The organism is Sphingomonas sp. CCH5-D11, from assembly GCF_001557395.1.
Classification (GTDB): domain Bacteria; phylum Pseudomonadota; class Alphaproteobacteria; order Sphingomonadales; family Sphingomonadaceae; genus Sphingomonas.
Map to the genome: position 1 here is coordinate 1 of NZ_LSKH01000099.1, position 20,512 is coordinate 20,512.

The following is a 20,512-nucleotide window of genomic DNA, read 5'->3' on the forward strand; positions in this document are numbered from 1 at the left end:
ACCCTGCCCGCGCCAGTCGAACGCGGCAACCGACCACCCCCCGGCATGCCAGTGCGCGAACGTCTCCAGATATTTTTCGAAAACGTCCCCGCGCCCCGTCTGGAACAGGATGCCACCGCGCCCGCTGCCGCGCCAGTCGAACCGCCGCAGTTGCCACCCATCCGGCGCGGACCAGTGCGCAACGGTCGCATCGGCCGGGATCGCCCGGCGGATCGGGGAAGATGTATTCATGATGAGGCGGCTTGGTTACGGTTTCGCAAGCCATTCCGTCTAGTGCCGCCTCCTTATGGGGTGGAATTTTCTTTCCTGGGCGCTGCCGATCATGCTTGGCCTGCTGTTGCTTTCGGCCGGCATCGAAGACGCACGCGTCCGTGAAATCGCCAACTGGAAGAACGCGGCCATCGCTCTCCTGGCGCCCTTGTGGTGGCTGGCGATCGGCATCGCGCCATGGCCGGGCATGGCGGTTCAACTGGCCGTCGCGCTGGTGACGCTCGCACTGTTCTGCGTTGCATTCCACTTCGGGCAGATGGGCGGGGGCGACGTGAAGCTGATCGCCGCCCTCGCGCTCTGGATGCCGGTGACCGCGTTGATCCAGCTTCTGCTGATCATGTCGATTGTTGGCGGGGCCATCACAATAGTGATGCTGATTGATCACAGGTTTCGCAAAAACAGCGGAAATCCCGAGATCCCCTACGGTGTCGCGATTGCCATCGCAGGACTGATCGGACTGCGCGAACCGCTTCTTAACCACTTCACCTAATCATACGCCAGCATGGGCAACACTGGCCAGCGCTGATGCGAAAGGCACGATGATTCATGGATAGTCGCAAGGTCATATTGCTGATTGGCGCTTTGTTCGTCGCAGCGATCACTGCCTTCATGGCGCGCTCGCTCATCATGGGCACCAGCGCGCCCCAGGCGGGCGCCGTTCCAGGCGCGCCGGCGCCGGTACCCGCCGGGCCGAAGGTATTGGTCGCCACGCGCGCCCTGCCGGTCGGCACGATCCTGGACCCGGCCTCGGTGAAGTTCCAACCCTGGCCCGCCGAGCTCGTCGAGGGCGCCTATTTTCAGGAAACCCCAGAGTTCGACATGAAGAACGTGCTGGGCACGGTGGTGCGCAATCCGATTACGGCCGGCCAGCCGATCACGCAGGGCGCGCTGGTGAAGCCGGGTGACCGCGGGTTTCTGGCTGCCGCGCTCGGCCCCGGGATGCGCGCCGTTACCGTGCCGGTATCCACGCAATCCTCCGTTGCCGGCTTCGTCTTTCCCGGTGACCGGATCGACCTGTTGCTGACGCAAAGCGTGGAAGGTGGCGGCGATGGCCCTCCGCTTCGCGTGTCGGAAACGATCCTGCGCAACCTGCGCGTGCTCGCCACTGACCAGCGGACCAGCCAGGAAAAGGACGAAAGCGGCAATACGGTCGTCCAGGCCTTCTCCACCGTTACCATCGAGGCGACGCCGAAGATCGCGGAACAGATCGCGGTGGCGCAGACCATGGGCACCATTTCGCTCTCGCTCCGCTCCATCGCGGACAATGCGGCGGAGCTGGAACAGGCGATCGCCTCGGGTGACGTGAAGGTGCCGGAGGGCGGCGATCCGAAGGCGGAGCGCGATATGCTGCTGCGCGTCGCCAGCGCGCCGCAGGCCGGCAACCCCACCTATGCAGTCGGAGCGGACGTGTCGCGGTTCCAGCGGCGTACCGTGCCCGGTCGGGTGCAACAGCCATCCATGATGCCGAGCGCGCCCAGCGCTGGCGGCGCACCGGCAACGTACCCTGGCGCGGCGGTTCGCCCGTCCGGACCGGTGGTGAGGATCGCACGCGGCAACAACGTGACCGAAGTGCCGGTCGGAGGGAAGAACTGAGATGCGTGTTGCTTCAAAGCCAATCCGCCTGTCCCTCGCCCTGGCGATCGGGACTGCGGCGAGCGCGATCACGCCCGCAGTGGCGCCGGCGCAGAACGCAGCCGTGTCGGGCCGGACGCTTCAGGTCGCCACCAATCGCGGCCAGCTGATCAATCTGCCCCGGCCGATGACCGATCTGTTCGTGGCAAACCCGGACATTGCCGACGTTCAGGTCCGCTCCCCAACGCAGCTTTATGTGTTCGGCAAGAAGCCGGGCGAGACGACCATCTCGGCGACGGCCAAGGGCGGGGGCGTGGTCTATGGCGCGACCGTTCGCGTCGGCAACAATTTCGACTCGCTCGGCCAGATGCTGTCGATGGCGATGCCGGAAGCCAATATCACGGCAACCACCATGAACGGCGTGGTGCTGCTGACCGGCACGGTCGCGAGCCCCGATGACGGCGCGGAAGCAGAGCGGCTGGTTCAGGCGTTTGTCGGCGAGGAGACCAAGGTCATCAGCCGCCTGCGCACCGCCACGCCGCTGCAGGTGAACCTGCAGGTCCGCTTCGCCGAGGTGAGCCGCAGCTTTGTGAAGAATATTGGCGCAAACCTGACGACGATCGACGGCACAGGCGGATTCAAGTTCGGGATCGGCAGCGGCCGACCGGTCGGCACCATCAACACCACCCCAGGGCTTCCGCTTGGTGTCGGCGGCACCGTGCAGGGCTACACGATCGATCCGACGGCGATCACCTATCTGCCCAATGGCCAGATCGATCCCAGCTCCATCAAGCTGATCCAGCAGGCCGGCACGACCATCACCCCCGGTGCGCAGCATACGACCATCGGCTTCCTGACCAAGCTTCTGGGGCTGAACCTCGCCGGAGCGCTCGATCTTGGCGAGCGGATCGGCCAGGTGACCAGCCTTGCCAACCCGAACCTGACGGCGCTGTCGGGCGAGACGGGCACCTTCCTGGCTGGCGGCGAAATCCCGATCCCGATCGCTCAGGGGCTGGGCGGCGTCGGCGTAGAATATAAGCAATATGGTGTCAGCCTGGCCTACACACCGACAGTCCTGTCGGATGGTCGCATCTCCTTGCGCGTGCGCCCAGAGGTGTCACAGCTGGACTATTCCAATGCGGTGGCGATCGGCGGCGTACAGGTCCCAGGTCTCACCACTCGGCGGACGGAAACCACGGTGGAGCTTGGCTCCGGCCAGAGCTTCATGATCGCCGGCCTGCTGCAGAACAATCACAACAACTCGATCGAGAAAACGCCCGGTGCGGGCGACATCCCGATCCTGGGCGCGCTGTTCCGTTCGAATGGTTTTCAACGCAACGAGACCGAGCTGGTGATCGTGATCACGCCCTATCTGGTGCAGCCGGTGAACGGCAACGACATCAAGCTGCCGACGGACGGATACAAGTCACCGACCGACGTGGAACGCGTGCTGCTGGGCCAGCTTTCGTCGGGCACGACCGGGGGAGATCGACCCAAGCCGACGCTTGAAGCCGGCCCCCCTGCTGCTCCGGCGATCGGCGCAACAACGCCGATCCAGCCAGCCGCACCCGTGCCGCTGCCCGCGACCGGCGGTGATGAAAAGGCCGTGAACGCGGGCAAGGGCAAGAAGGATAAGAAATCGAACACGCCCGCGCCGGGCTTCTCGTTGAACTGATGGTGACGGTGAGGAACAGCAACATGCGCAAACGCACACTCCTCCTGGCGCTCGCGCCGGTCCTGATGATCGGCGGCTGCGGCGGCACCATGAACCGCGGGCTGGAATCGGTGCATCAGCCGGTCGTCGCCCGCGCCGATTATGCGTTCGACGTCGGCGCTGGCCCTGGCGGCCTGGCACCCGGCGAGCGTGAGCGGCTGGGTGCCTGGATGGGCTCGCTGAAGGTCGGCTATGGCGATCGGATCGCGGTGGACGATCCGGCGCGCGACCCTGCCACCCGCGCTGATGTTGCCGCGGCGGCCGCGCAGTTCGGATTGCTGGTGTCGGACGAAGCGCCCGTCACCCCTGCGCCGATCGCGCAGGGGACGGCGCGCGTGGTGGTCAGCCGCGCCCATGCCTATGTGCCCGGCTGTCCGGACCACAGCCGCATGTACCAGCCAGATTATGAAGCGCACACATCATCCAACCAGGGCTGTGCGGTGAATTCCAACCTGGCGGCAATGGTTGCCAATCCGACAGATCTGGTGCGCGGCGAAGGTGCCCGCAATCCTTATGACCCGGCGGTCGCCACCAAGGCGATCGATCGCTTCCGCAAGGCAGAGCCGACCGGGAGCGGCGGCACCAAGGTGCAGGCGGACGGCACTGGCGGACAGTCGGGGGGACGCTGACATGAATGCACCATGGAAACCCGCGGGCGCGACGAACCGCGAACCGTTCGTCGCGTATGTCTGCGACGAGAACACCGCCGAGGCGCTGCGGCCGGTGGTCAGCGAGATGGGCTGGTCCGCCGAGAAGGTAAACAAGGGCGGGCTGCGCAATGCTGTGCAATCCCTCTCCGTCTCCGCCTCGCCGCAGATCCTGTTCGTCGATCTTGCCGAATCCGGCGATCCGCTGAACGACATCAACTCGCTGGCGGAGGTCTGCGAGCCCGGCACGATTGTGATCGCATCCGGCCAGGTAAACGATGTCCGGCTGTACCGCGATCTGGTGTCAAGCGGCATCCAGGACTATCTGCTGAAGCCGCTCAACCCGGACATGCTGCGCGACGCCTTCAGCCATGCGCAGCTACTGCTCAACACGCCCAAGGTGGTCGAGGCAGCGAGCGAGCACCCGCATTGCTCCGTTGCCGTAATCGGCACCCGCGGCGGTGCCGGCGCATCGACGATTGCCACGTCGCTTGCCTGGCTGATGAGCGAGCGGGAGCGCCGGTCCACCGCGCTGCTTGACCTCGATGTCCATTTCGGCACAGGCGCGCTGGCGCTCGACCTGGAACCCGGCCGGGGGCTGACCGACGCGATTGAGAATCCCAGCCGGATCGACGGCCTGTTCATCGAACGGGCGATGGTGCGCGCGTCGGAAAAGCTGGCCGTGCTGTCGGCGGAAGCACCGATCACGGCGCCGATCATGACGGACGGCGGCGCCTTCCTCCAATTGCAGGAGGAAATGCGGGCCGCCTTCGAATGCACGGTAGTCGACCTTCCGCGCAGCATGCTGGTCAGCCATCCCCAGTTGGTGAAGCAGATGCAGACGGTGGTGGTCGTCACCGAGCTGACGCTGGCCGCTGCGCGCGACAGCATTCGCCTGCTTTCGTGGTTGAAATCAAACGCACCTGAAGCCCAGGTGCTGGTGCTGGCCAACAAGGTGCAGCCGACTGCACAGCTGGAGATCAGCCGCAAGGACTTCGAGACATCGATCGAGCGCAAGGTCGATTACCTCGTACCGTTTGACCAGAAACTTGCCGCGCAGGCGGCGAAGCTGGGCAAGCCGCTGGTGGAAGCCGGCAAGGCATCCAAGACCGTCGCCGCCATCGCCGAGATCGTGACACACCTGTGCTTCATCAGCCAGGATGATGGGGCGCGCGGCAAATCGGGACGCCGCGGCAAGGGTGGCACATCGCTGATGGGCAAGTTTGCGGATTTGAAAGGCTTGATGCCTAGGAAACCCGCCAAAAGCTGATCCCGCCAACGACACGGCGGAGGAGAACGGAACGCGATATGCCCCTGTTACCGGTGATTACCCTGGCGATCGGTGCGCTTGTCACCCTGGGGCTGGTGTATTTCGCGCTTGCCGGCCCCTCATCGCAGCGGGTCGCGTCACGCCGTATGGATACGGTTCGCCAGCGCCATTTGGAGGTGGCGGGCGATCCCGTCGAGGCGCAGATGCGGCGGATCACGGGCCGCGGCGCGACCAAGGCGGACCGCGCCGCCATGCGCTTCCTGCCACGCCCGGAGGAGCTTCAGAAACGCCTGAACATGACGGGCAAGCCGTGGACGGCCGGTCGCTATGGCGGCGCCACGCTGGGCATATTCGCCGTCTCGTTGCTCCTGCTGCTGTTGATCGGCTTTCCCCTGCTGCTGGCGCTGTTCGTGGCGCTCGCGGCGGGCGGCGGGATCCCGCATTTCGTGGTAAGCTATGTCATCGGGCGGCGCATCAAGGCGTTCAACGCGAAATTTCCGGATGCGATCGAGCTGCTGGTGCGCGGTCTGCGCTCGGGCCTGCCGATCACCGAAACCATGGCGGTCGTCGGAAGCGAGGTCAGCGGCCCCGTGGGTGAGGAATTCCGCTCCGTCGCTGACAAGATGAAGATCGGCCGGTCGATGGATGTGGCGCTTCAGGAAACCGCCGACCGGCTCGGCACGGCGGAATTTCAGTTCTTCGTCATCACCATAGCGATCCAGCGCGAAACCGGCGGCAACCTGGCCGAAACACTCCAAAATCTGGCCACCGTGCTTCGCCTTCGCGGCCAGATGAAGCTGAAGATCAAGGCCATGTCGTCCGAATCCAAGGCATCGGCGATGATTATCGGCGCCCTGCCATTCATCGTCTTCGGCCTGATCTGGTTCATCAACGGCTCTTACATGCAGAAGTTCTTCTCCGACGAACGACTGATGGTAGCGGGAGTCGGCGGACTCATCTGGATGAGCATCGGCGCCTTCATCATGTCCAAAATGGTCAACTTCGAGATCTGATGATGGAACCGACACAGGGACCGACGCTGCTTGGCGTGGACGTACTTTGGGTAGCGACGATCCTCGCTGCGGTGGCAGCATGCGCGGTGTTCGTCGCGATCTACGCTGCGATCAGCGTGCGCGATCCGATGACCAAGCGGGTCAAGGCGCTGAACGATCGTCGCGAGCAGCTGAAGGCAGGCATCACCGCTTCGACCAGCAAGCGTCGAGCGAAGCTGGTGCAGAAGAGCGAGAACGCCGATCGCATCCGTCAGCTGCTGGAATCGCTAAAGGTGCTCCAGGACAGCCAGGTAAAGGAAGCGCAGACCAAGCTGCTGCAGGCAGGTATCCGTAAAAAGGAATGGGCAGTCGGCGTGATCTTCGGCCGAATGATGCTGCCGATCGTGTTCGGCGGCTTCATGCTGTTCCTGGTCTACGGCACCGACAATTTCGCGCACTGGTCGCCGCTCAAGCGCTACTTGGTCGTCGCCGGCACGTTCCTCCTGAGCTACAAAGCGCCGGACATCTATCTCAAGAACAAGATCACCAAGCGTTCCGATGCCATTCGCAAGGGCTTGCCGGACGCGTTGGACCTGCTGGTGATCTGCGCCGAAGCCGGCCTAACGGTGGACGCCGCCTTTCACCGCGTGGCCAAGGAACTGGGCAAGGCTTATTCCGAACTCGGCGACGAATTCGCGCTTACCGCGATTGAGCTGGGTTTCCTTACCGACCGTCGCCTTGCCTTCGAAAACCTGGCGAACCGCGTCGCACTGGAAGAGGTGAAAGGCATCGTCACGACGATGGTCCAGACGGAAAAATACGGAACGCCGCTCGCCAGCGCGCTGCGCGTTCTCTCCGGCGAGTTCCGCAACGAGCGCATGATGCGCGCGGAAGAAAAGGCGGCGCGGCTGCCGGCGATCATGACGGTGCCGCTGATCCTCTTCATTCTTCCCGTGCTGTTCGTCGTCATCCTCGGCCCGGCCGCCTGCTCGATCAGCGATGCGTTCATTGGGGGCAACTTCTGACGCCCCGCACGAGCTGCGGAACGCGGACCGTGAAGCATCGTTTGACCTGCGTAACAGGAGGAACGCGATGCTTTTCACGACGCCCACGCAATGGCTGGCGCTCGCGGTTGCCCTGATCGCAGGATGGCTGCTCGGACTGGCGAGCCATCCTGGGGGCCGCAAATGGAAGCAGCGCTACGTTGACGAGCGCGATGTGCATGGCCGCACCCGCAAGGACCTGGATGCCCGGATCGCCGATCAGGACGCGCGCATTGCGGAGCTGACGCGCGAGAATGAGCGGCTCGCCCGCGCGACGCCGGTTGCCGCCCCGGCAATGGCGAGTGACCGCGTGGTGACGACACGAGATCATCTCGGACGAGATCATCTCGCCACCACCCATGCGCCCCTCGCGCAGAGTGCGGCGCGACCGGCCGGTTCAATGCGCGCACGGTGGTTCGACTGGAAGAACCGGGTCGGCACGAACGGCTGACCTCCTGCGGCGCAGCGGGCGTTCACCGGTCCGCCGGTTCTCCAGACCATATCAGTCGCATCCACGCGGTTTCCCGCCCTACCCTGCCCTCGCCCATGATCGTCAGATGTTGAGCATTGGAGTGGAGGTCCGGAAGCGATGCTATTGCGCCCAGCCGTAGCGGCAGTGTGGCAAGCACCTCCAGCCCACCGCCAAAGGTGACGATCTGCGAGCGTTCGGTGTCGCCGGCCGCGTTCCACAACCCGATCCACTGGTCATCCCGGATCTGCGTTCCGGCAACGAACTGGAAGCCAGGGATCGTCGGCGTTGCTTCGGGCTTCGCAGGGACATAGCCGGCGCGATACCCGCTTGGCGCGATGCGACCGCCCAGGATGCGACGGACCTTGCCGCCAGCATAATCACTGTCCCACCCGAACCAGCAGCTCGAGCTTCGCGAGTGGACGGAACCAGGCGACAGATCGAAGTCAGTAAACCGGGGATCGTCGGACTGCAGCATCAAGCCCCAGTCGTACCGCAGCTTGCCGACGCGCGGATCGCCGGGCGGTGACCAGCCGCGGGTGACTTCATGCCGCCCGCCAAGCTCCGACAAGGCCAGCGGACGCGAGGTGATCGCCACCGCCTCTCCGATGACGCCGGCGCAGACGGGTGCCACCGCCTGCGCCAACACGAACGCGATCGCCGCCGCCACCTCTCGTCGGACTGATCAGATCATCGAAACCCGATGACGGCTGGTCAGCCCTTCGCCTTGAGCGCCGCTTGCGCCGCCGCAAGGCGGGCGATGGGCACGCGGTATGGCGATGCCGAGACGTAATCGAGGCCAATGCTCTCGCAGAAGGCGATGGAAGCCGGGTCGCCGCCATGCTCGCCGCAAATACCGAGCTTCAGCTTGGACTTGGTCGCCCGGCCGCGCTCCGCCGCCAGCTTCACCAGCTCGCCCACGCCCTCCACATCAAGGCTCACGAACGGATCCTTGGCGTAGATGCCCTGCTCCACGTAGGAGCTGAGGAAGCGCCCGGCATCGTCGCGGCTGACGCCCAGCGTGGTCTGAGTGAGATCGTTGGTGCCGAAGGAGAAGAACTCGCCAGCCTCCGCGATCTCGCCCGCACGCAGCGCCGCGCGCGGCAGCTCGATCATCGTGCCAACGAGATACTCCACGGTCTTGCCGCGCTCGTCGAACACCGCCTTGGCCGTGCGATCGACCACCGCCTTCATCAGCTCCAGCTCGCGCTTGGTGGCGACCAGCGGGATCATGATTTCCGGGATCGGCGCCTCACCCGTCTTTTCCGCGACATCCAGCGCTGCCTCGAAAATGGCGCGGGCCTGCACCTCATAGATCTCGGGATAGGTCACGCCGAGGCGGCAGCCACGATGGCCGAGCATCGGGTTGAACTCGTGCAACTCACCCGCACGGCGCTTCAGCGTGTCGACGTCAACGCCCGCGGCGCTCGCCACCTCAGCGAACTCGGCTTCCTCATGCGGCAAGAATTCGTGCAGCGGCGGATCGAGCAGGCGAACCGTCACTGGCAGGCCTGCCATCACCTCAAAGATCGCCTGGAAGTCGCTGCGTTGTTCCGGCAGCAACTTCTCCAGCGCCGCGCGGCGCCCCGCCTCGTTCTCGGCAAGGATCATCTGGCGCACCGCGGTGATGCGGTCGGCCTCGAAGAACATATGCTCGGTGCGGCACAAGCCCACGCCCTCGGCGCCGAAATCGCGCGCCGTCTGGCAATCGAGCGGCGTCTCGGCATTGGCGCGTACCTTCAGGCGGCGCACCTCATCCGCCCATTCCATCAGCGTGCCAAAGTCACCAGCCAGCTCGGGCTGGATCGTCGCCACTTCACCCGCCATCACCTCGCCGGTCGCGCCGTCGATGGTGAGCAGATCGCCTTCCTTCACCTCGCGACCGGCAACGCGGGCGATCTTCGCCTTGTTGTCGATCGACAGCGCGCCGGCGCCCGATACACAGGGACGACCCATGCCGCGCGCCACCACGGCGGCGTGGCTGGTCATGCCGCCGCGGGCGGTGAGGATGCCCTTCGCCGCGTGCATCCCGTGGATGTCCTCTGGCGAGGTCTCGGTACGCACCAGGATCACGGCCTTGCCCTCGGCGGCCATCTTCTCGGCCGTATCGGCATCGAACACCGCCGCGCCCGAGGCCGCACCGGGCGAGGCAGGTAGCCCCTTGGTGAGCACGTCGCGCGTCGCGTTGGGATCAAGCGTCGGGTGGAGCAGCTGATCAAGCGCCTGCGGATCGACGCGGGCAATCGCTTCCTCGCGCGTGATGAGGCCTTCCGCCGCCATGTCCACCGCGATCTTCAGCGCCGCCTTGGCAGTGCGCTTGCCCGAGCGCGTCTGAAGCATCCAGAGCTTGCCCTGCTGCACGGTGAACTCGATGTCCTGCATGTCGCGGTAATGCCGCTCCAGCTGGTCGAACACCGCCGCAAGCTCGGCATAGGCGTCCGGCATCGCCTCTTCCATGCTGAGCGGCTTGGCGCCAGCCTCCTCGCGCGCGGTCTTGGTGAGATATTGCGGCGTGCGGATGCCGGCCACGACGTCCTCGCCCTGCGCGTTGATCAGGAACTCGCCATAATAGGCATTGTGCCCGGCAGAGGGATCGCGCGTGAAGGCGACGCCGGTGGCCGAAGTGTCGCCCATGTTGCCGAACACCATCGCCTGCACGTTGACGGCGGTGCCCCAGCTGCCCGGAATGTCGTTCAGGCGGCGATAGACCTTGGCGCGGTCCGACTGCCAAGATCCGAATACCGCGCCAATTGCGCCCCACAGCTGATCGTGCACGTCCTGCGGGAACGGCTTGCCCTGCTGCTCCTCCACAAGACCCTTGAACTCCGCAACCAGCGCCTTCCAATCGGCCGCCGACAGCTCCGTATCAAGCGTGAAGCCCTTGTCTTCCTTGGCAACTTCAAGCGCTTCCTCAAAGGCGCCGTGGTCCAGGCCGAGCACCACGTCCGAATACATCTGGATGAAACGGCGATAGCTATCCCAGGCGAACCGCTCATCACCGCTTGCGCTGGCAAGGCCTTCAACGGTCTGGTCGTTCAGGCCGAGATTGAGGACGGTGTCCATCATGCCGGGCATTGACACACGCGCGCCCGAGCGGACCGATACGAGCAGCGGATCGGCGGAATCGCCGAACTTCTTGCCGGTGATCGCCTCAATATGAGCAAGGCCATCCGCCACTTCCTGGCGCAGGCTCTCCGGAAAGCTTACGCCTTCCTCGTAATAACGCGTGCACATCGCGGTGCTGATGGTGAAGCCCGGCGGCACCGGCAGGCCGATCGAGGCCATTTCGGCGAGGTTCGCGCCCTTGCCGCCCAGAAGGTTCTTGTCCCCGCTCCCGCCGTCAGACACGCCGCCGCCAAAGCGGTAGACGTACCGTTCATCCGCCTGGGTCTTAACCGCGGTTGCCATGGGTTATCGCCTCCTGAATCTTGTTATTGCGCCGCAACACACGTCCGGACGCCGGATTGCAAGCGCAAAGCGGCACCTAAGTAGATGTAACCGTTTACCCGATTATCCCTCAATGCGAGAGAAATCGGCAACACCGTGAACAGCCGCCCGGACGCGCGCCAGCAAGGCCAGCCGGCCAGCACGCTTGTTCGGATCTGGGTCATTCACCGTGACCTGGTCGAAGAACGAGTCGATCGGCGCGCGCAGCGTCGCGAGTGCAGCCATGGCACCTTCGAAATCCTCGTTCGCGATCGCGTTCGCCGAGGCAGGTTCGGCCGCATCGAGCGCGGCGACCAGCGCCGCTTCGGCCGCTTCTCGGCTATAATCGGCCACGGACTGATCGGAGCTGGCCAGATAGCCTTCCTTCTTCAGGATATTGGCCGCGCGCTTGTATCCGGCGAGCAGATTTGCGCCGTCTTCGGTCCCGACGAACGACTGTAGCGCCTTCACCCGCGCGAGCAGGCGGACGAGATCATCCTCCCCGCCCAGCGCGAACACGGAGTCGATCAGATCGTGGCGAACTCCGGCTTCGCGCTGCTGCACCTTCAGGCGCTCGGCAAAGAAGTCGAGCACGTCTGCGCCCGCCACCCCGGCCAGCGGAAAGCGCAGGCCATTGTCGAGGATCAACGCAATGATGCCGAGCGACGAGCGACGCAGAGCAAATGGGTCCTTGGACCCACTCGGCTTCAGGTCAGCGCCGAAGAACTGGGTGATGCTGTCCAGCTTGTCTGCCAGCGACACCGCGACCGTTACCGGCGCGGTGGGGACGTCGTCGCCCTGCCCGACCGGCTTGTAGTGGTCGCGGATCGCGTCGGCGACTTGCGCCGCCTCGCCCTGCGCGGCGGCGTAATAGCCGCCCATCAGGCCCTGGAGCTCGGGGAACTCGCCGACCATGCCGGTAACGAGATCGGCCTTGGCAAGCCGCGCGGCGCGCTCGGCGAGGTCCGGATTTGCGTCCTTGACGATCCCCTCTTCCACCAGCCAGCGGGCGAGCTTGGCGACGCGATCGACCTTGTCGGCGACGGTGCCGAGCTTTTCGTGGAAGACGATCTTTTCGAGCTTCTTCGCCTGATCGGCGAGCGGCACCTTGAGATCCGTTTCGTAGAAGAAGCGCGCGTCGGACAGGCGGGCGGCGAGCACCTTTCGATTGCCCTCGATGATCTTATCGCCGCCGTCCGCCGCATCGATGTTCGCGGTGCAGACGAAGGCGTTGGCGAGCTTCCCGTCACCAGAGCGGCAAACGAAATACTTCTGGTTCACGCGCGCGGTGAGCTGGATCACCTCGGGCGGCACATCGAGGAACGCGGCATCGAAGCGGCCGAGCAGCGGCACCGGCCATTCGGTAAGGCCGGCATTCTCGCTTACCAGTCCTTCATCCTCAACCAGCGTCAGCCCGGCCTTGTTCGCCGCCATCTTGGCGCCGAGCGCGATCGTCGCGCGGCGCTCGTTCTGGTCGACGATCACGTGGCAAGCGCGCAGCTTTTCAACATAATCGCCGGCGCTGCCGATGGTGATCACGCCAGGATGGTGGAAGCGATGGCCGACCGTCGCCGCCCCGCTCTCCACTCCCGCCACGGCGCAGGGCACGACCGTATCGCCGAACAGCGCGACGATGCCCTGAAGCGGGCGAACCCACCGCGGGCTCTCGGTCGAGATCGATGCCGCGCCCCAGCGCATCGACTTGGGCCAGGGAAAGGCGCGGATGATCGCCGGGATCGCTTCCGCCAACACTTCCACCGTTGCGCGGCCGGGCTTGTCGATCACCGCGAACAAGGTCGCGCGGCCCTTCACGTCGCGGGTCTGAAGCGCGTCGCGCGTCAGGCCAGCCTTGCGCAGAAACCCCTCGACCGCAGCGTCGGGCGCATCGGCGGGCGGACCCTTCAGTTCCTCGCTCACCGCCGCCGTCTCGCCCGGCAGGCCGCGCGCGATCAGCGCCAACCGACGCGGTGTCGCATAGGTGACGAGCTCCGACGCCTTCAGCCCGGCCTTGTCGAGTTCGGCAGCGAACAAGCGCGCCAGATCCTCGCGCGCCTTGTCCTGCATCCGCGCGGGGATTTCCTCCGAGCGCAGTTCAAGGAGGAAGTCGGTCACGCCGTCCACCCGTTCTTTTCCATATAGGCCGTGCAGGCACCCTTCGCGAGATCGCGGACGCGGCCGATATAGGCCTGACGCTCGGCGACGGAGATCACGCCGCGCGCGTTCAGCAGGTTAAAGATGTGGCTTGCCTCGATCGCCTGCTCATAGGCCGGGATCGGCAGCTTCGCGGCGAGGCAATTCTCGCACTCGGCCGCGGCCTTGCGGAACAGGTCGAACAACGTGTCGGTGTCGGCGACCTCAAAGTTCCAGGTCGACATCTGCCGCTCATTTTCGAGGAACACGTCGCCGTACGAAACGCCGGCGTCGTTGAAGCGCAGGTCGTACACATTGTCGACATTCTGGATGTACATCGCGAGCCGTTCGAGCCCGTAGGTCAGCTCGCCCGCGACGGGCTTGCAGTCAAAGCCGCCCATCTGCTGGAAATAGGTGAACTGAGTCACCTCCATCCCGTCGCACCACACTTCCCAGCCGAGGCCCCAGGCGCCGAGCGTCGGGCTTTCCCAATCGTCCTCGACGAAGCGGATGTCGTGGCGGGTGAAATCGATGCCGATCGCCGCGAGTGAGCCGAGATACAGCTCCTGCAGATCCGGCGGACTCGGCTTCAGGATCACCTGATATTGATAATAATGCTGCAGCCGGTTCGGGTTCTCGCCGTAGCGGCCGTCGGTCGGCCGGCGGCTTGGCTGGACAAAGGCGGCGTTCCACGGGTCCGGGCCGAGCGCGCGGAGCGTGGTGGCAGGGTGAAAGGTGCCGGCGCCCATGCGCATGTCATAGGGCTGGAGAATGGCGCAGCCCCGCGCGCTCCAGTAGGAATGGAGGCGCAGGATCATGTCCTGAAAGCTCAATGGCGCGTCTGTTGAGGTGGCGTTCATCGCGGGGCGGGCAATGGCCGATGCCTCGCCAACAGGCAAGGGCCACGCTAGGCTCGCTATGTCCCGTTCAGGAAGGCTCAACCCCGTGTTTCGTCCCTTTATCTCGCTGTTCGCTTCTGCCGGCCTCGCCTTCACCCTGCCAGCCTGCGCCCAGCCGGCGCCCGCCGTGCAGCAGCAGGATGCCGATCCCGCCTTGTGGGTCGTGCGGGACAAGGACACGACGATCTATCTCTTTGGCACCATTCATGTGCTGAAGCCCGGGCTGTCGTGGTTCGACGAGGCGGTGAAGAAGGCGTTCGACCGATCGGGCACGCTGGTGCTGGAGATGGTGGAGCCCGACGTCGAGACTCAGCAGAAAGTCGTGGTTTCCAAGGCGTTCGACCCGGTCGGGCCGACGCTGGTCGAGAAGCTGCCGGCGGACAAGCGCGCGGCGTTCGAGAAGGCGCTGGAGGACAACAAGCTGCCGCGCGCCACCTTTGAGCGAATGCAGCCGTGGTTTGCCGCGATCAGCCTGTCCGTGCTGCCGGTGCAGAAGCTGGGCTATGAGGCAGGGAACGGGCCCGAAGGCGTGCTGACCCAGGCCGCCAAGGCGCAGAAGAAGCAGGTCATGGGGCTGGAGACTTTCGAAGGGCAGATGTCGATCTTCGACTCGCTGTCGCAGAAGGCGCAGCTCGAACTGCTCAGCTCCACCGTCGACGAACTGCCCAAGGCTGGCGAGACGATGGACCAGATGGTCGAGGACTGGGCCAAGGGCAATCCCGAGGGCCTCGCCGAGACCATGAACGAGAGCCTCAAGGACTCGCCGGAGGTCGGCAAGGCACTGCTGGTGGATCGCAACGCGAAATGGGCCGAATGGATTGCCGAACGGATGCGCACGCCCGGACGGGTCTTCATCGCGGTCGGCGCCGGACACCTTGCCGGGCCGCAGAGCGTGCAGGCGCATCTGGGCAAGTACCGGCTGAAGGCAGTGCGGGTGAAATACTGACGGCCACGCGCGGCCGGACACGAGGATTGCGTTTTGCGCCCCTCCCCGCTATGCGCGCCCGCTTCCGGCCATGGTCATCCCTGGAGGCGTGGCGCGGAAGGACACACATGAGTTTCGGAGAATATCAATGAGCGACCAGCTGACGCTCGCAGCCGAGACGCGTGACCGGGTTGGCAAGGGAGCCTCCCGTGCGCTGCGTCGTGACGGCCGCGTACCCGCCGTGATCTACGGCCAGAACAAGGAACCCACCTCGATCCATCTCGAGGAAAAGGCGCTTGTGAAGGCGCTGGGCACCGGCCACTTCATGAACACCGTCGTGATGATCAACGGCGAGCGCACCCTGCCCAAGGACGTGCACTTCCATGCCGTGACCGACCGTCCGGTGCACGTCGACTTCCTGCGCATTTCCGCGCACGCGACCGTCACCGTCGCAGTGCCGGTGGTGTTCGCTGACGAGGAAGAGGCGCCGGGCCTGAAGAAGGGCGGCGTGCTGAACGTGGTTCGTCACGAGCTGGAGCTGGTGTGCGACGCGGCGGAAATCCCGTCGGAAGTGACCATCTCGCTCAAGGGCCTGGACGTGGGCGATTCGCTCCACATCTCCGCCGTCACGCTGCCCAAGGGCACGCAGTCGGCCATCGACGATCGCGACTTCACCATCGCGACCGTGGTTGCGCCGTCGGCGCTGAAGTCCGCCGAGGGCGAGGCTGCAGCCGAGACGACCGAAGAAGCTGCCGGCGAGTAATCTCGCCGACCGCCGCAGCGATGCGGCGCGGATGATCGGGCGGGTGGCGGCAACGCCCCCGCCCGTTTTCGTATGGGCGCGTGGCAAGCGGATGGATGGGTGATGCAGCTTTGGGTCGGCCTGGGCAATCCGGGTGCGCAATATGCGATGCACCGGCACAATGTCGGCTTCATGGCCGTGGACGCCATTGCCGAGGTGCATGATTTCAGCCCGGTGGCGAAGAAGTTTCAGGGCTGGGTTCACGAAGGGCGGCTCGGCAACCAGAAGGTGCTGCTGCTCAAGCCCGCCACCTTCATGAATGAAAGCGGCCGCAGCGTCGCGGAGGCGCTTCGCTTCTACAAATTGGGTGTCGAGGCGCTGACCGTCTTCCACGACGAGCTGGATCTCGCGCCGATGAAGCTGAAGGTGCGGATGGGCGGCGGTCTTGCCGGCCACAACGGGCTTCGCTCGATCGACCAGCATCTCGGGCCCGAGTTCCGCCGGATACGGATCGGCATCGGCCATCCGGGACACAAGGATCGGGTGACCGGCCACGTGCTCGGCAATTACGCCAAGAGCGAGATCGACCCGCTTAGCGACCTGCTCGGCGCGGTGGCGGCGGAGGCACCGACGCTGGCGGCGGGCGATGACGTCCGCTTCATGAACGACGTGGCGCTTCGACTGCAATCGTAAGGGGCGGCGGCGCCCTTCCCCATCCGCTTGCGGCGCAGTATCGCCGATCCGCCATGCTCTTTCCTCCCGCCTCCTGTGCCCGCCTCGTGGTCAAGATCGGTTCGGCGCTGCTCGTGGACCCGTCGGGGGCGGTGCGACGGGAATGGCTGGCGGGGATCGCGGCCGATGTCGCCGCGCGCACCGGCGCCGGCCAGCAGGTCGCCATCGTCTCCTCGGGCGCGATCGCGCTGGGCGCGCGCCGGCTCGCCCTGCCACGCGGCGGACGCGCCAGCCTGGAGGATGCGCAGGCGGCGGCCGCGACGGGGCAGATCGCCCTCAGCCAGACATGGGCGGAGGTGCTTGGCGCCAATGGCCTGACCGCCGCACAGATGCTGGTGACGCTGGACGATCTGGAGGACCGGCGCCGCTATCTCAATGCCGCCGCCACGCTGGGCCGGCTGCTTCAGCTCGGCACCGTTCCCGTGATCAACGAAAATGACAGCGTCGCCACGGCAGAAATCCGCTTCGGCGACAATGATCGGCTTGCCGCGCGCGTGGCACAGGCCGCGACGGCGGAGGGCGTCGTGCTGCTTTCCGACATCGATGGCCTCTACGATCGCAACCCGGCGCAGCCCGGCGCCGTCCACATCCCCGAAGTGGCCCATATCGATGATCGGATCGCCGGCATGGCGGACGATGGCTCGGCCTCCGGCATGGGATCGGGCGGCATGGTTTCAAAGATCGCGGCCGCCCGGATCGCCACGTCGGCAGGGGTGGCACTCGCCATCGCTTCCGGCCGGGTCGATCGCCCGCTTTCCACCGATGCCCGGCACACCATCTTCCTTCCCGAGAAACGCGCAACGGCGCGCAAGGCGTGGCTGGCCGGTCGCCTGACGGTGAAAGGGGCGGTCACGGTAGACGCGGGCGCTGCCGAGGCGCTGATGCGGGGTCGCAGCCTGCTGGCGGCCGGTGCCGTCGCGGTCTCCGGCGCATTCACGCGCGGCGACGTGGTCGCGATTGAGGGACCGGCGGGGCCAATCGCGCGCGGGCTGGCGGAATATGACGCGGGCGAGATGCAGCGCCTGCTCGGCCGGCGCAGCGAGGAGCAAGAGGCGCTGCTTGGCTATGCCCCGCGCGCCGCGCTGATCCACCGCAACCATATGGCGATGCTGTGATCCTGGCGCTGACCGGCGGTACCGGCTTTGTCGGCCGGGCAACGATCGAAACCGCGCTGACGGCGGGACATCAGATCCGCGCGCTGACCCGTCGGCCGCAGCCTGATCGCGACGGGATGACGTGGATCTCCGGCGCGCTGGACGATGCGGCGAGCCTGGCCGCCCTGGTCGACGGCGCCGATGCCGTCATTCACATCGCCGGCGTGGTCAACGCGCCCGACCGTGCGGGCTTCGTGGCCGGAAATGTCGAGGGAACCAGAGCCGTCGTCGCGGCGGCGGGCACGCGCCGGCTCGTGCATGTGTCATCACTGTCCGCGCGCGAGCCGGACTTGTCCGTTTACGGCTGGTCCAAGCGCGAAGCGGAACGGATCGTCGCCGAAAGCGACAGCGACTGGACGATCGTGCGGCCAACGGGCGTCTATGGCCCAGGCGATACCGAGCTTCGTGACATGTTCCGGCTCGCGCGGTTCGGACTGGCCTTTCTGCCCCCGCCGGGGCGCGTTTCCCTGATCCATGTCGAGGATCTCGCACGCCTATTGGTGACGCTGGTGCAGCGCCCCGGGGCGCGCGAAACCTTTGAGGTGGATGATGGCAGGGCCATGACGCATGCCGATCTCGCCGCGGCGATCGGCCGGGCAGTGGGTCGCCGGGTGCTGCGGATGCATCTGCCCAAGCCGTTGATGCGGGTCGGTGCGCGGCTCGATCGCATGGCGCGCGGACATGGCGCAAAGCTGACGCTCGACCGGGTCGACTATCTCAGCCACCCGGACTGGGCGGCGGCGGCCGAGCTGCGTCCGCCGGCGGCGCTCTGGTCACCTGCCATCCCGCTCGAACAAGGCTTGGCGCAAACCGCGCGGTCTTACGGCATCGCAGGATGAACACGCTTCCGCCGCATTCGATTGGCACCTCGCCCGCTTGCAGCTAAGGACCCGGCATGAGCGACCGCGACAGCATCTTCGACACCGTCAAGGCCCAGATCGAACCCTTCAACAAGAAGGGCGTGACCGTGACGGAGGCCACCACCTTCCAAGGCGATCTCGAATGGGATTCGCTGACGGTGATGGACTTCGTCGCCGCGATCGAGGACGAATTCGACATCATCATCACGATGAACATGCAGGCTGAGATCGAGACGGTCGGTCAGCTTGCCGATGCCGTCGCCAAGCTGAAGAACTGAACGCCCGTTTGTGCAGCGGGAGATGACCGGAACCATGCCGGGCGCGCGTCGCCCGGCGTTTCCACACGGCCCGATGCGAACGGTTGGGGATTGAACAGATGACCGAAACCGGCCTCCAGGCAGAAGCACTGCCCGCCGATCCTGCCGAAGTGGCACCCGAACGCGACCTGTTCGACAAGTTCGCGCCCTTGATCGCGGAGCGCCAGGCGCTGCTCGATTCCGGCGTGCGCGACCCGTTCGGGATCGTGATGGAAGAGGTGAAATCCCCGACCGTTGCCGTGATCAAGGGGCGCGAGACGATCCTGCTCGGCACCTACAATTACATGGGCATGACGTTTGATCCGGACGTGATCGCCGCCGGCAAGGAAGCGTTCGACCGGTTCGGTTCGGGCACCAACGGCAGCCGCGCGCTGAACGGCACGTTCCACGATCACATGGAAGTCGAGCAGGCGCTGCGCGACTTCTATGGCATGTCCGGCGCCATCGTCTTTTCAACAGGTTACCAGGCGAACCTCGGTATCATCTCAGCCATTGCGGCAAAGGGTGAGTATATCATCCTGGACGCCGACAGCCACGCCTCGATCTACGACGGCTGCGCCATGGGCAATGCCGAGGTCGTGCGCTTCCGGCACAATTCGGTGGAGGACCTGGACAAGCGGCTAGGCCGGTTGCCCAAGGAGCCAGGCAAGCTGGTGGTGCTGGAAGGCGTTTATTCGATGCTGGGCGATGTCGCGCCGCTGAAGGACATGGTGGCGGTCGCGAAGAAGCATGGCGCGATGGTGCTGGTGGACGAAGCGCATTCGATGGGCTTCTTCGGCCCGAACGGCCGCGGCGTTTATGAAGACCAGGGATTGCAGGACCAGGTCGACTTCGTGATCGGCACCTTTTCCAAGTCGGTCGGCACCGTTGGTGGTTTTTGCGTGTCGAACCATCCCGAGTTCGAAATCCTGCGCTTCGTCTGCCGCCCCTACATCTTCACCGCCAGCCTGCCCCCCGCGGTGGTCGCATCCGCGACCGCCTCGATCCGCAAGCTGATGCATGCCGCCGACAAGCGCGAGCGGCTGTGGGCCAATACGCGCCAGCTTCACGCCGGCCTCTCGCAGCTTGGCTTCCGCCTGCCGACGGCGCAGCCCGAATCCGCCATCGTCGCCGTCCTTCTGGACGACCAGGAGCAGGCGGTGCGGATGTGGCACGGCCTGTTGGAGGCCGGGCTGTACGTGAACGTCGCGCGTCCCCCGGCAACGCCCGCTGGCATGTTCCTGCTGCGCTGCTCGGTCTGCGCGGAGCACACGCCCGAACAGATGGCGCAAGTTATCGCGATGTTCGAGGCAGCGGGACGGGCCACTGGCGTGATCGCTTGATCGACGCCAGCGGGCCGCTTTCGCGAAC

At 65.5% G+C, this 20,512-nt stretch carries 19 protein-coding genes and 1 pseudogene; 15 read left to right on the forward strand and 5 right to left on the reverse strand.

Translation table 11 applies throughout. The features are described 5' to 3' along the window. Nucleotides 1-231: pseudogene (locus tag AX702_RS06500) on the reverse strand (alpha/beta hydrolase); the annotation flags it as partial. A gap of 91 nt (nucleotides 232-322) precedes the next feature. Between AX702_RS06500 and AX702_RS06505 the strand changes: the two are divergent. The 8 genes from AX702_RS06505 to AX702_RS06540 all read left to right on the forward strand — a co-directional run bounded on the left by AX702_RS06505 (nucleotide 323) and on the right by AX702_RS06540 (nucleotide 7,959). After that, nucleotides 323-760: an A24 family peptidase gene (locus AX702_RS06505; protein ID WP_231731754.1), complete on the forward strand. Its 438-nt coding sequence runs from the start codon at nucleotides 323-325 to the stop codon at nucleotides 758-760. A 56-nt stretch (nucleotides 761-816) separates the two neighbouring features. Continuing rightward, nucleotides 817-1,863, forward strand: a complete 1,047-nt coding sequence (cpaB, locus tag AX702_RS06510; RefSeq protein WP_066777693.1) for a Flp pilus assembly protein CpaB — start codon at nucleotides 817-819, stop codon at nucleotides 1,861-1,863. A 1-nt stretch (nucleotide 1,864) separates the two neighbouring features. Beyond that, a complete protein-coding gene (locus AX702_RS06515) occupies nucleotides 1,865-3,517 on the forward strand; it encodes a type II and III secretion system protein family protein (RefSeq protein WP_066777701.1) in 1,653 nt (550 codons plus the stop codon). Between the two features lie 23 nt (nucleotides 3,518-3,540). Further along, complete coding sequence (locus AX702_RS06520; RefSeq protein WP_093065249.1) at nucleotides 3,541-4,185, forward strand: CpaD family pilus assembly lipoprotein; 645 nt, start codon at nucleotides 3,541-3,543, stop codon at nucleotides 4,183-4,185. Between the two features lies 1 nt (nucleotide 4,186). Then, the gene (locus tag AX702_RS06525) at nucleotides 4,187-5,473 is read left to right on the forward strand and encodes an AAA family ATPase (RefSeq protein WP_066777707.1); all 1,287 of its coding nucleotides are present in this window, start codon (nucleotides 4,187-4,189) and stop codon (nucleotides 5,471-5,473) included. Between the two features lie 38 nt (nucleotides 5,474-5,511). Next, on the forward strand, nucleotides 5,512-6,486 hold the full coding sequence (locus tag AX702_RS06530) for a type II secretion system F family protein (protein ID WP_066777708.1): 975 nt from the start codon (nucleotides 5,512-5,514) through the stop codon (nucleotides 6,484-6,486). A gap of 2 nt (nucleotides 6,487-6,488) precedes the next feature. Then, nucleotides 6,489-7,490, forward strand: a complete 1,002-nt coding sequence (locus AX702_RS06535; RefSeq protein WP_066777711.1) for a type II secretion system F family protein — start codon at nucleotides 6,489-6,491, stop codon at nucleotides 7,488-7,490. Nucleotides 7,491-7,557: 67 nt separating this feature from the next. Further along, entirely contained in the window at nucleotides 7,558-7,959 is a 402-nt protein-coding gene (locus AX702_RS06540) for a hypothetical protein (protein WP_066777714.1), read from the forward strand. A 22-nt stretch (nucleotides 7,960-7,981) separates the two neighbouring features. On the opposite strand, the gene AX702_RS06545 is transcribed toward AX702_RS06540, so the two are convergent. The 4 genes from AX702_RS06545 to AX702_RS06560 all read right to left on the reverse strand — a co-directional run bounded on the left by AX702_RS06545 (nucleotide 7,982) and on the right by AX702_RS06560 (nucleotide 14,351). Continuing rightward, on the reverse strand, nucleotides 7,982-8,647 hold the full coding sequence (locus AX702_RS06545; RefSeq protein ID WP_066777716.1) for a hypothetical protein: 666 nt from the start codon (nucleotides 8,645-8,647) through the stop codon (nucleotides 7,982-7,984). Nucleotides 8,648-8,691: 44 nt separating this feature from the next. After that, complete coding sequence (gene ppdK, locus AX702_RS06550) at nucleotides 8,692-11,385, reverse strand: pyruvate, phosphate dikinase (protein WP_066777718.1); 2,694 nt, start codon at nucleotides 11,383-11,385, stop codon at nucleotides 8,692-8,694. A 102-nt stretch (nucleotides 11,386-11,487) separates the two neighbouring features. Beyond that, nucleotides 11,488-13,515: a glycine--tRNA ligase subunit beta gene (gene glyS / locus AX702_RS06555; RefSeq protein WP_066777807.1), complete on the reverse strand. Its 2,028-nt coding sequence runs from the start codon at nucleotides 13,513-13,515 to the stop codon at nucleotides 11,488-11,490. Beyond that, on the reverse strand, nucleotides 13,512-14,351 hold the full coding sequence (locus AX702_RS06560) for a glycine--tRNA ligase subunit alpha (RefSeq protein WP_066777804.1): 840 nt from the start codon (nucleotides 14,349-14,351) through the stop codon (nucleotides 13,512-13,514). Before AX702_RS06560 ends, glyS begins: the two co-directional genes overlap by 4 nt. A gap of 127 nt (nucleotides 14,352-14,478) precedes the next feature. On the opposite strand from AX702_RS06560, the gene AX702_RS06565 reads away from it, so the two are divergent. The 7 genes from AX702_RS06565 (at nucleotide 14,479) to spt (ending at nucleotide 20,484) form a co-directional block, all read left to right on the forward strand. Then, complete coding sequence (locus AX702_RS06565; RefSeq protein WP_066777720.1) at nucleotides 14,479-15,378, forward strand: TraB/GumN family protein; 900 nt, start codon at nucleotides 14,479-14,481, stop codon at nucleotides 15,376-15,378. A gap of 127 nt (nucleotides 15,379-15,505) precedes the next feature. Next, nucleotides 15,506-16,120, forward strand: coding sequence for a 50S ribosomal protein L25/general stress protein Ctc (locus AX702_RS06570; protein WP_066777726.1), 615 nt, complete (start codon nucleotides 15,506-15,508; stop codon nucleotides 16,118-16,120). Between the two features lie 102 nt (nucleotides 16,121-16,222). After that, entirely contained in the window at nucleotides 16,223-16,792 is a 570-nt protein-coding gene (gene pth, locus AX702_RS06575) for an aminoacyl-tRNA hydrolase (RefSeq protein ID WP_066777810.1), read from the forward strand. Nucleotides 16,793-16,845: 53 nt separating this feature from the next. Next, nucleotides 16,846-17,946, forward strand: coding sequence for a glutamate 5-kinase (proB, locus tag AX702_RS06580; protein WP_066777728.1), 1,101 nt, complete (start codon nucleotides 16,846-16,848; stop codon nucleotides 17,944-17,946). Beyond that, complete coding sequence (locus AX702_RS06585; protein WP_066777731.1) at nucleotides 17,943-18,824, forward strand: NAD-dependent epimerase/dehydratase family protein; 882 nt, start codon at nucleotides 17,943-17,945, stop codon at nucleotides 18,822-18,824. The genes proB and AX702_RS06585 overlap by 4 nt, the downstream gene beginning before the upstream one ends. A 56-nt stretch (nucleotides 18,825-18,880) precedes the next feature. Further along, complete coding sequence (locus AX702_RS06590) at nucleotides 18,881-19,123, forward strand: acyl carrier protein (protein ID WP_046410945.1); 243 nt, start codon at nucleotides 18,881-18,883, stop codon at nucleotides 19,121-19,123. A 98-nt stretch (nucleotides 19,124-19,221) separates the two neighbouring features. Then, entirely contained in the window at nucleotides 19,222-20,484 is a 1,263-nt protein-coding gene (spt, locus tag AX702_RS06595) for a serine palmitoyltransferase (RefSeq protein ID WP_066777735.1), read from the forward strand. The last annotated feature ends 28 nt before the right edge of the window (nucleotides 20,485-20,512 follow it).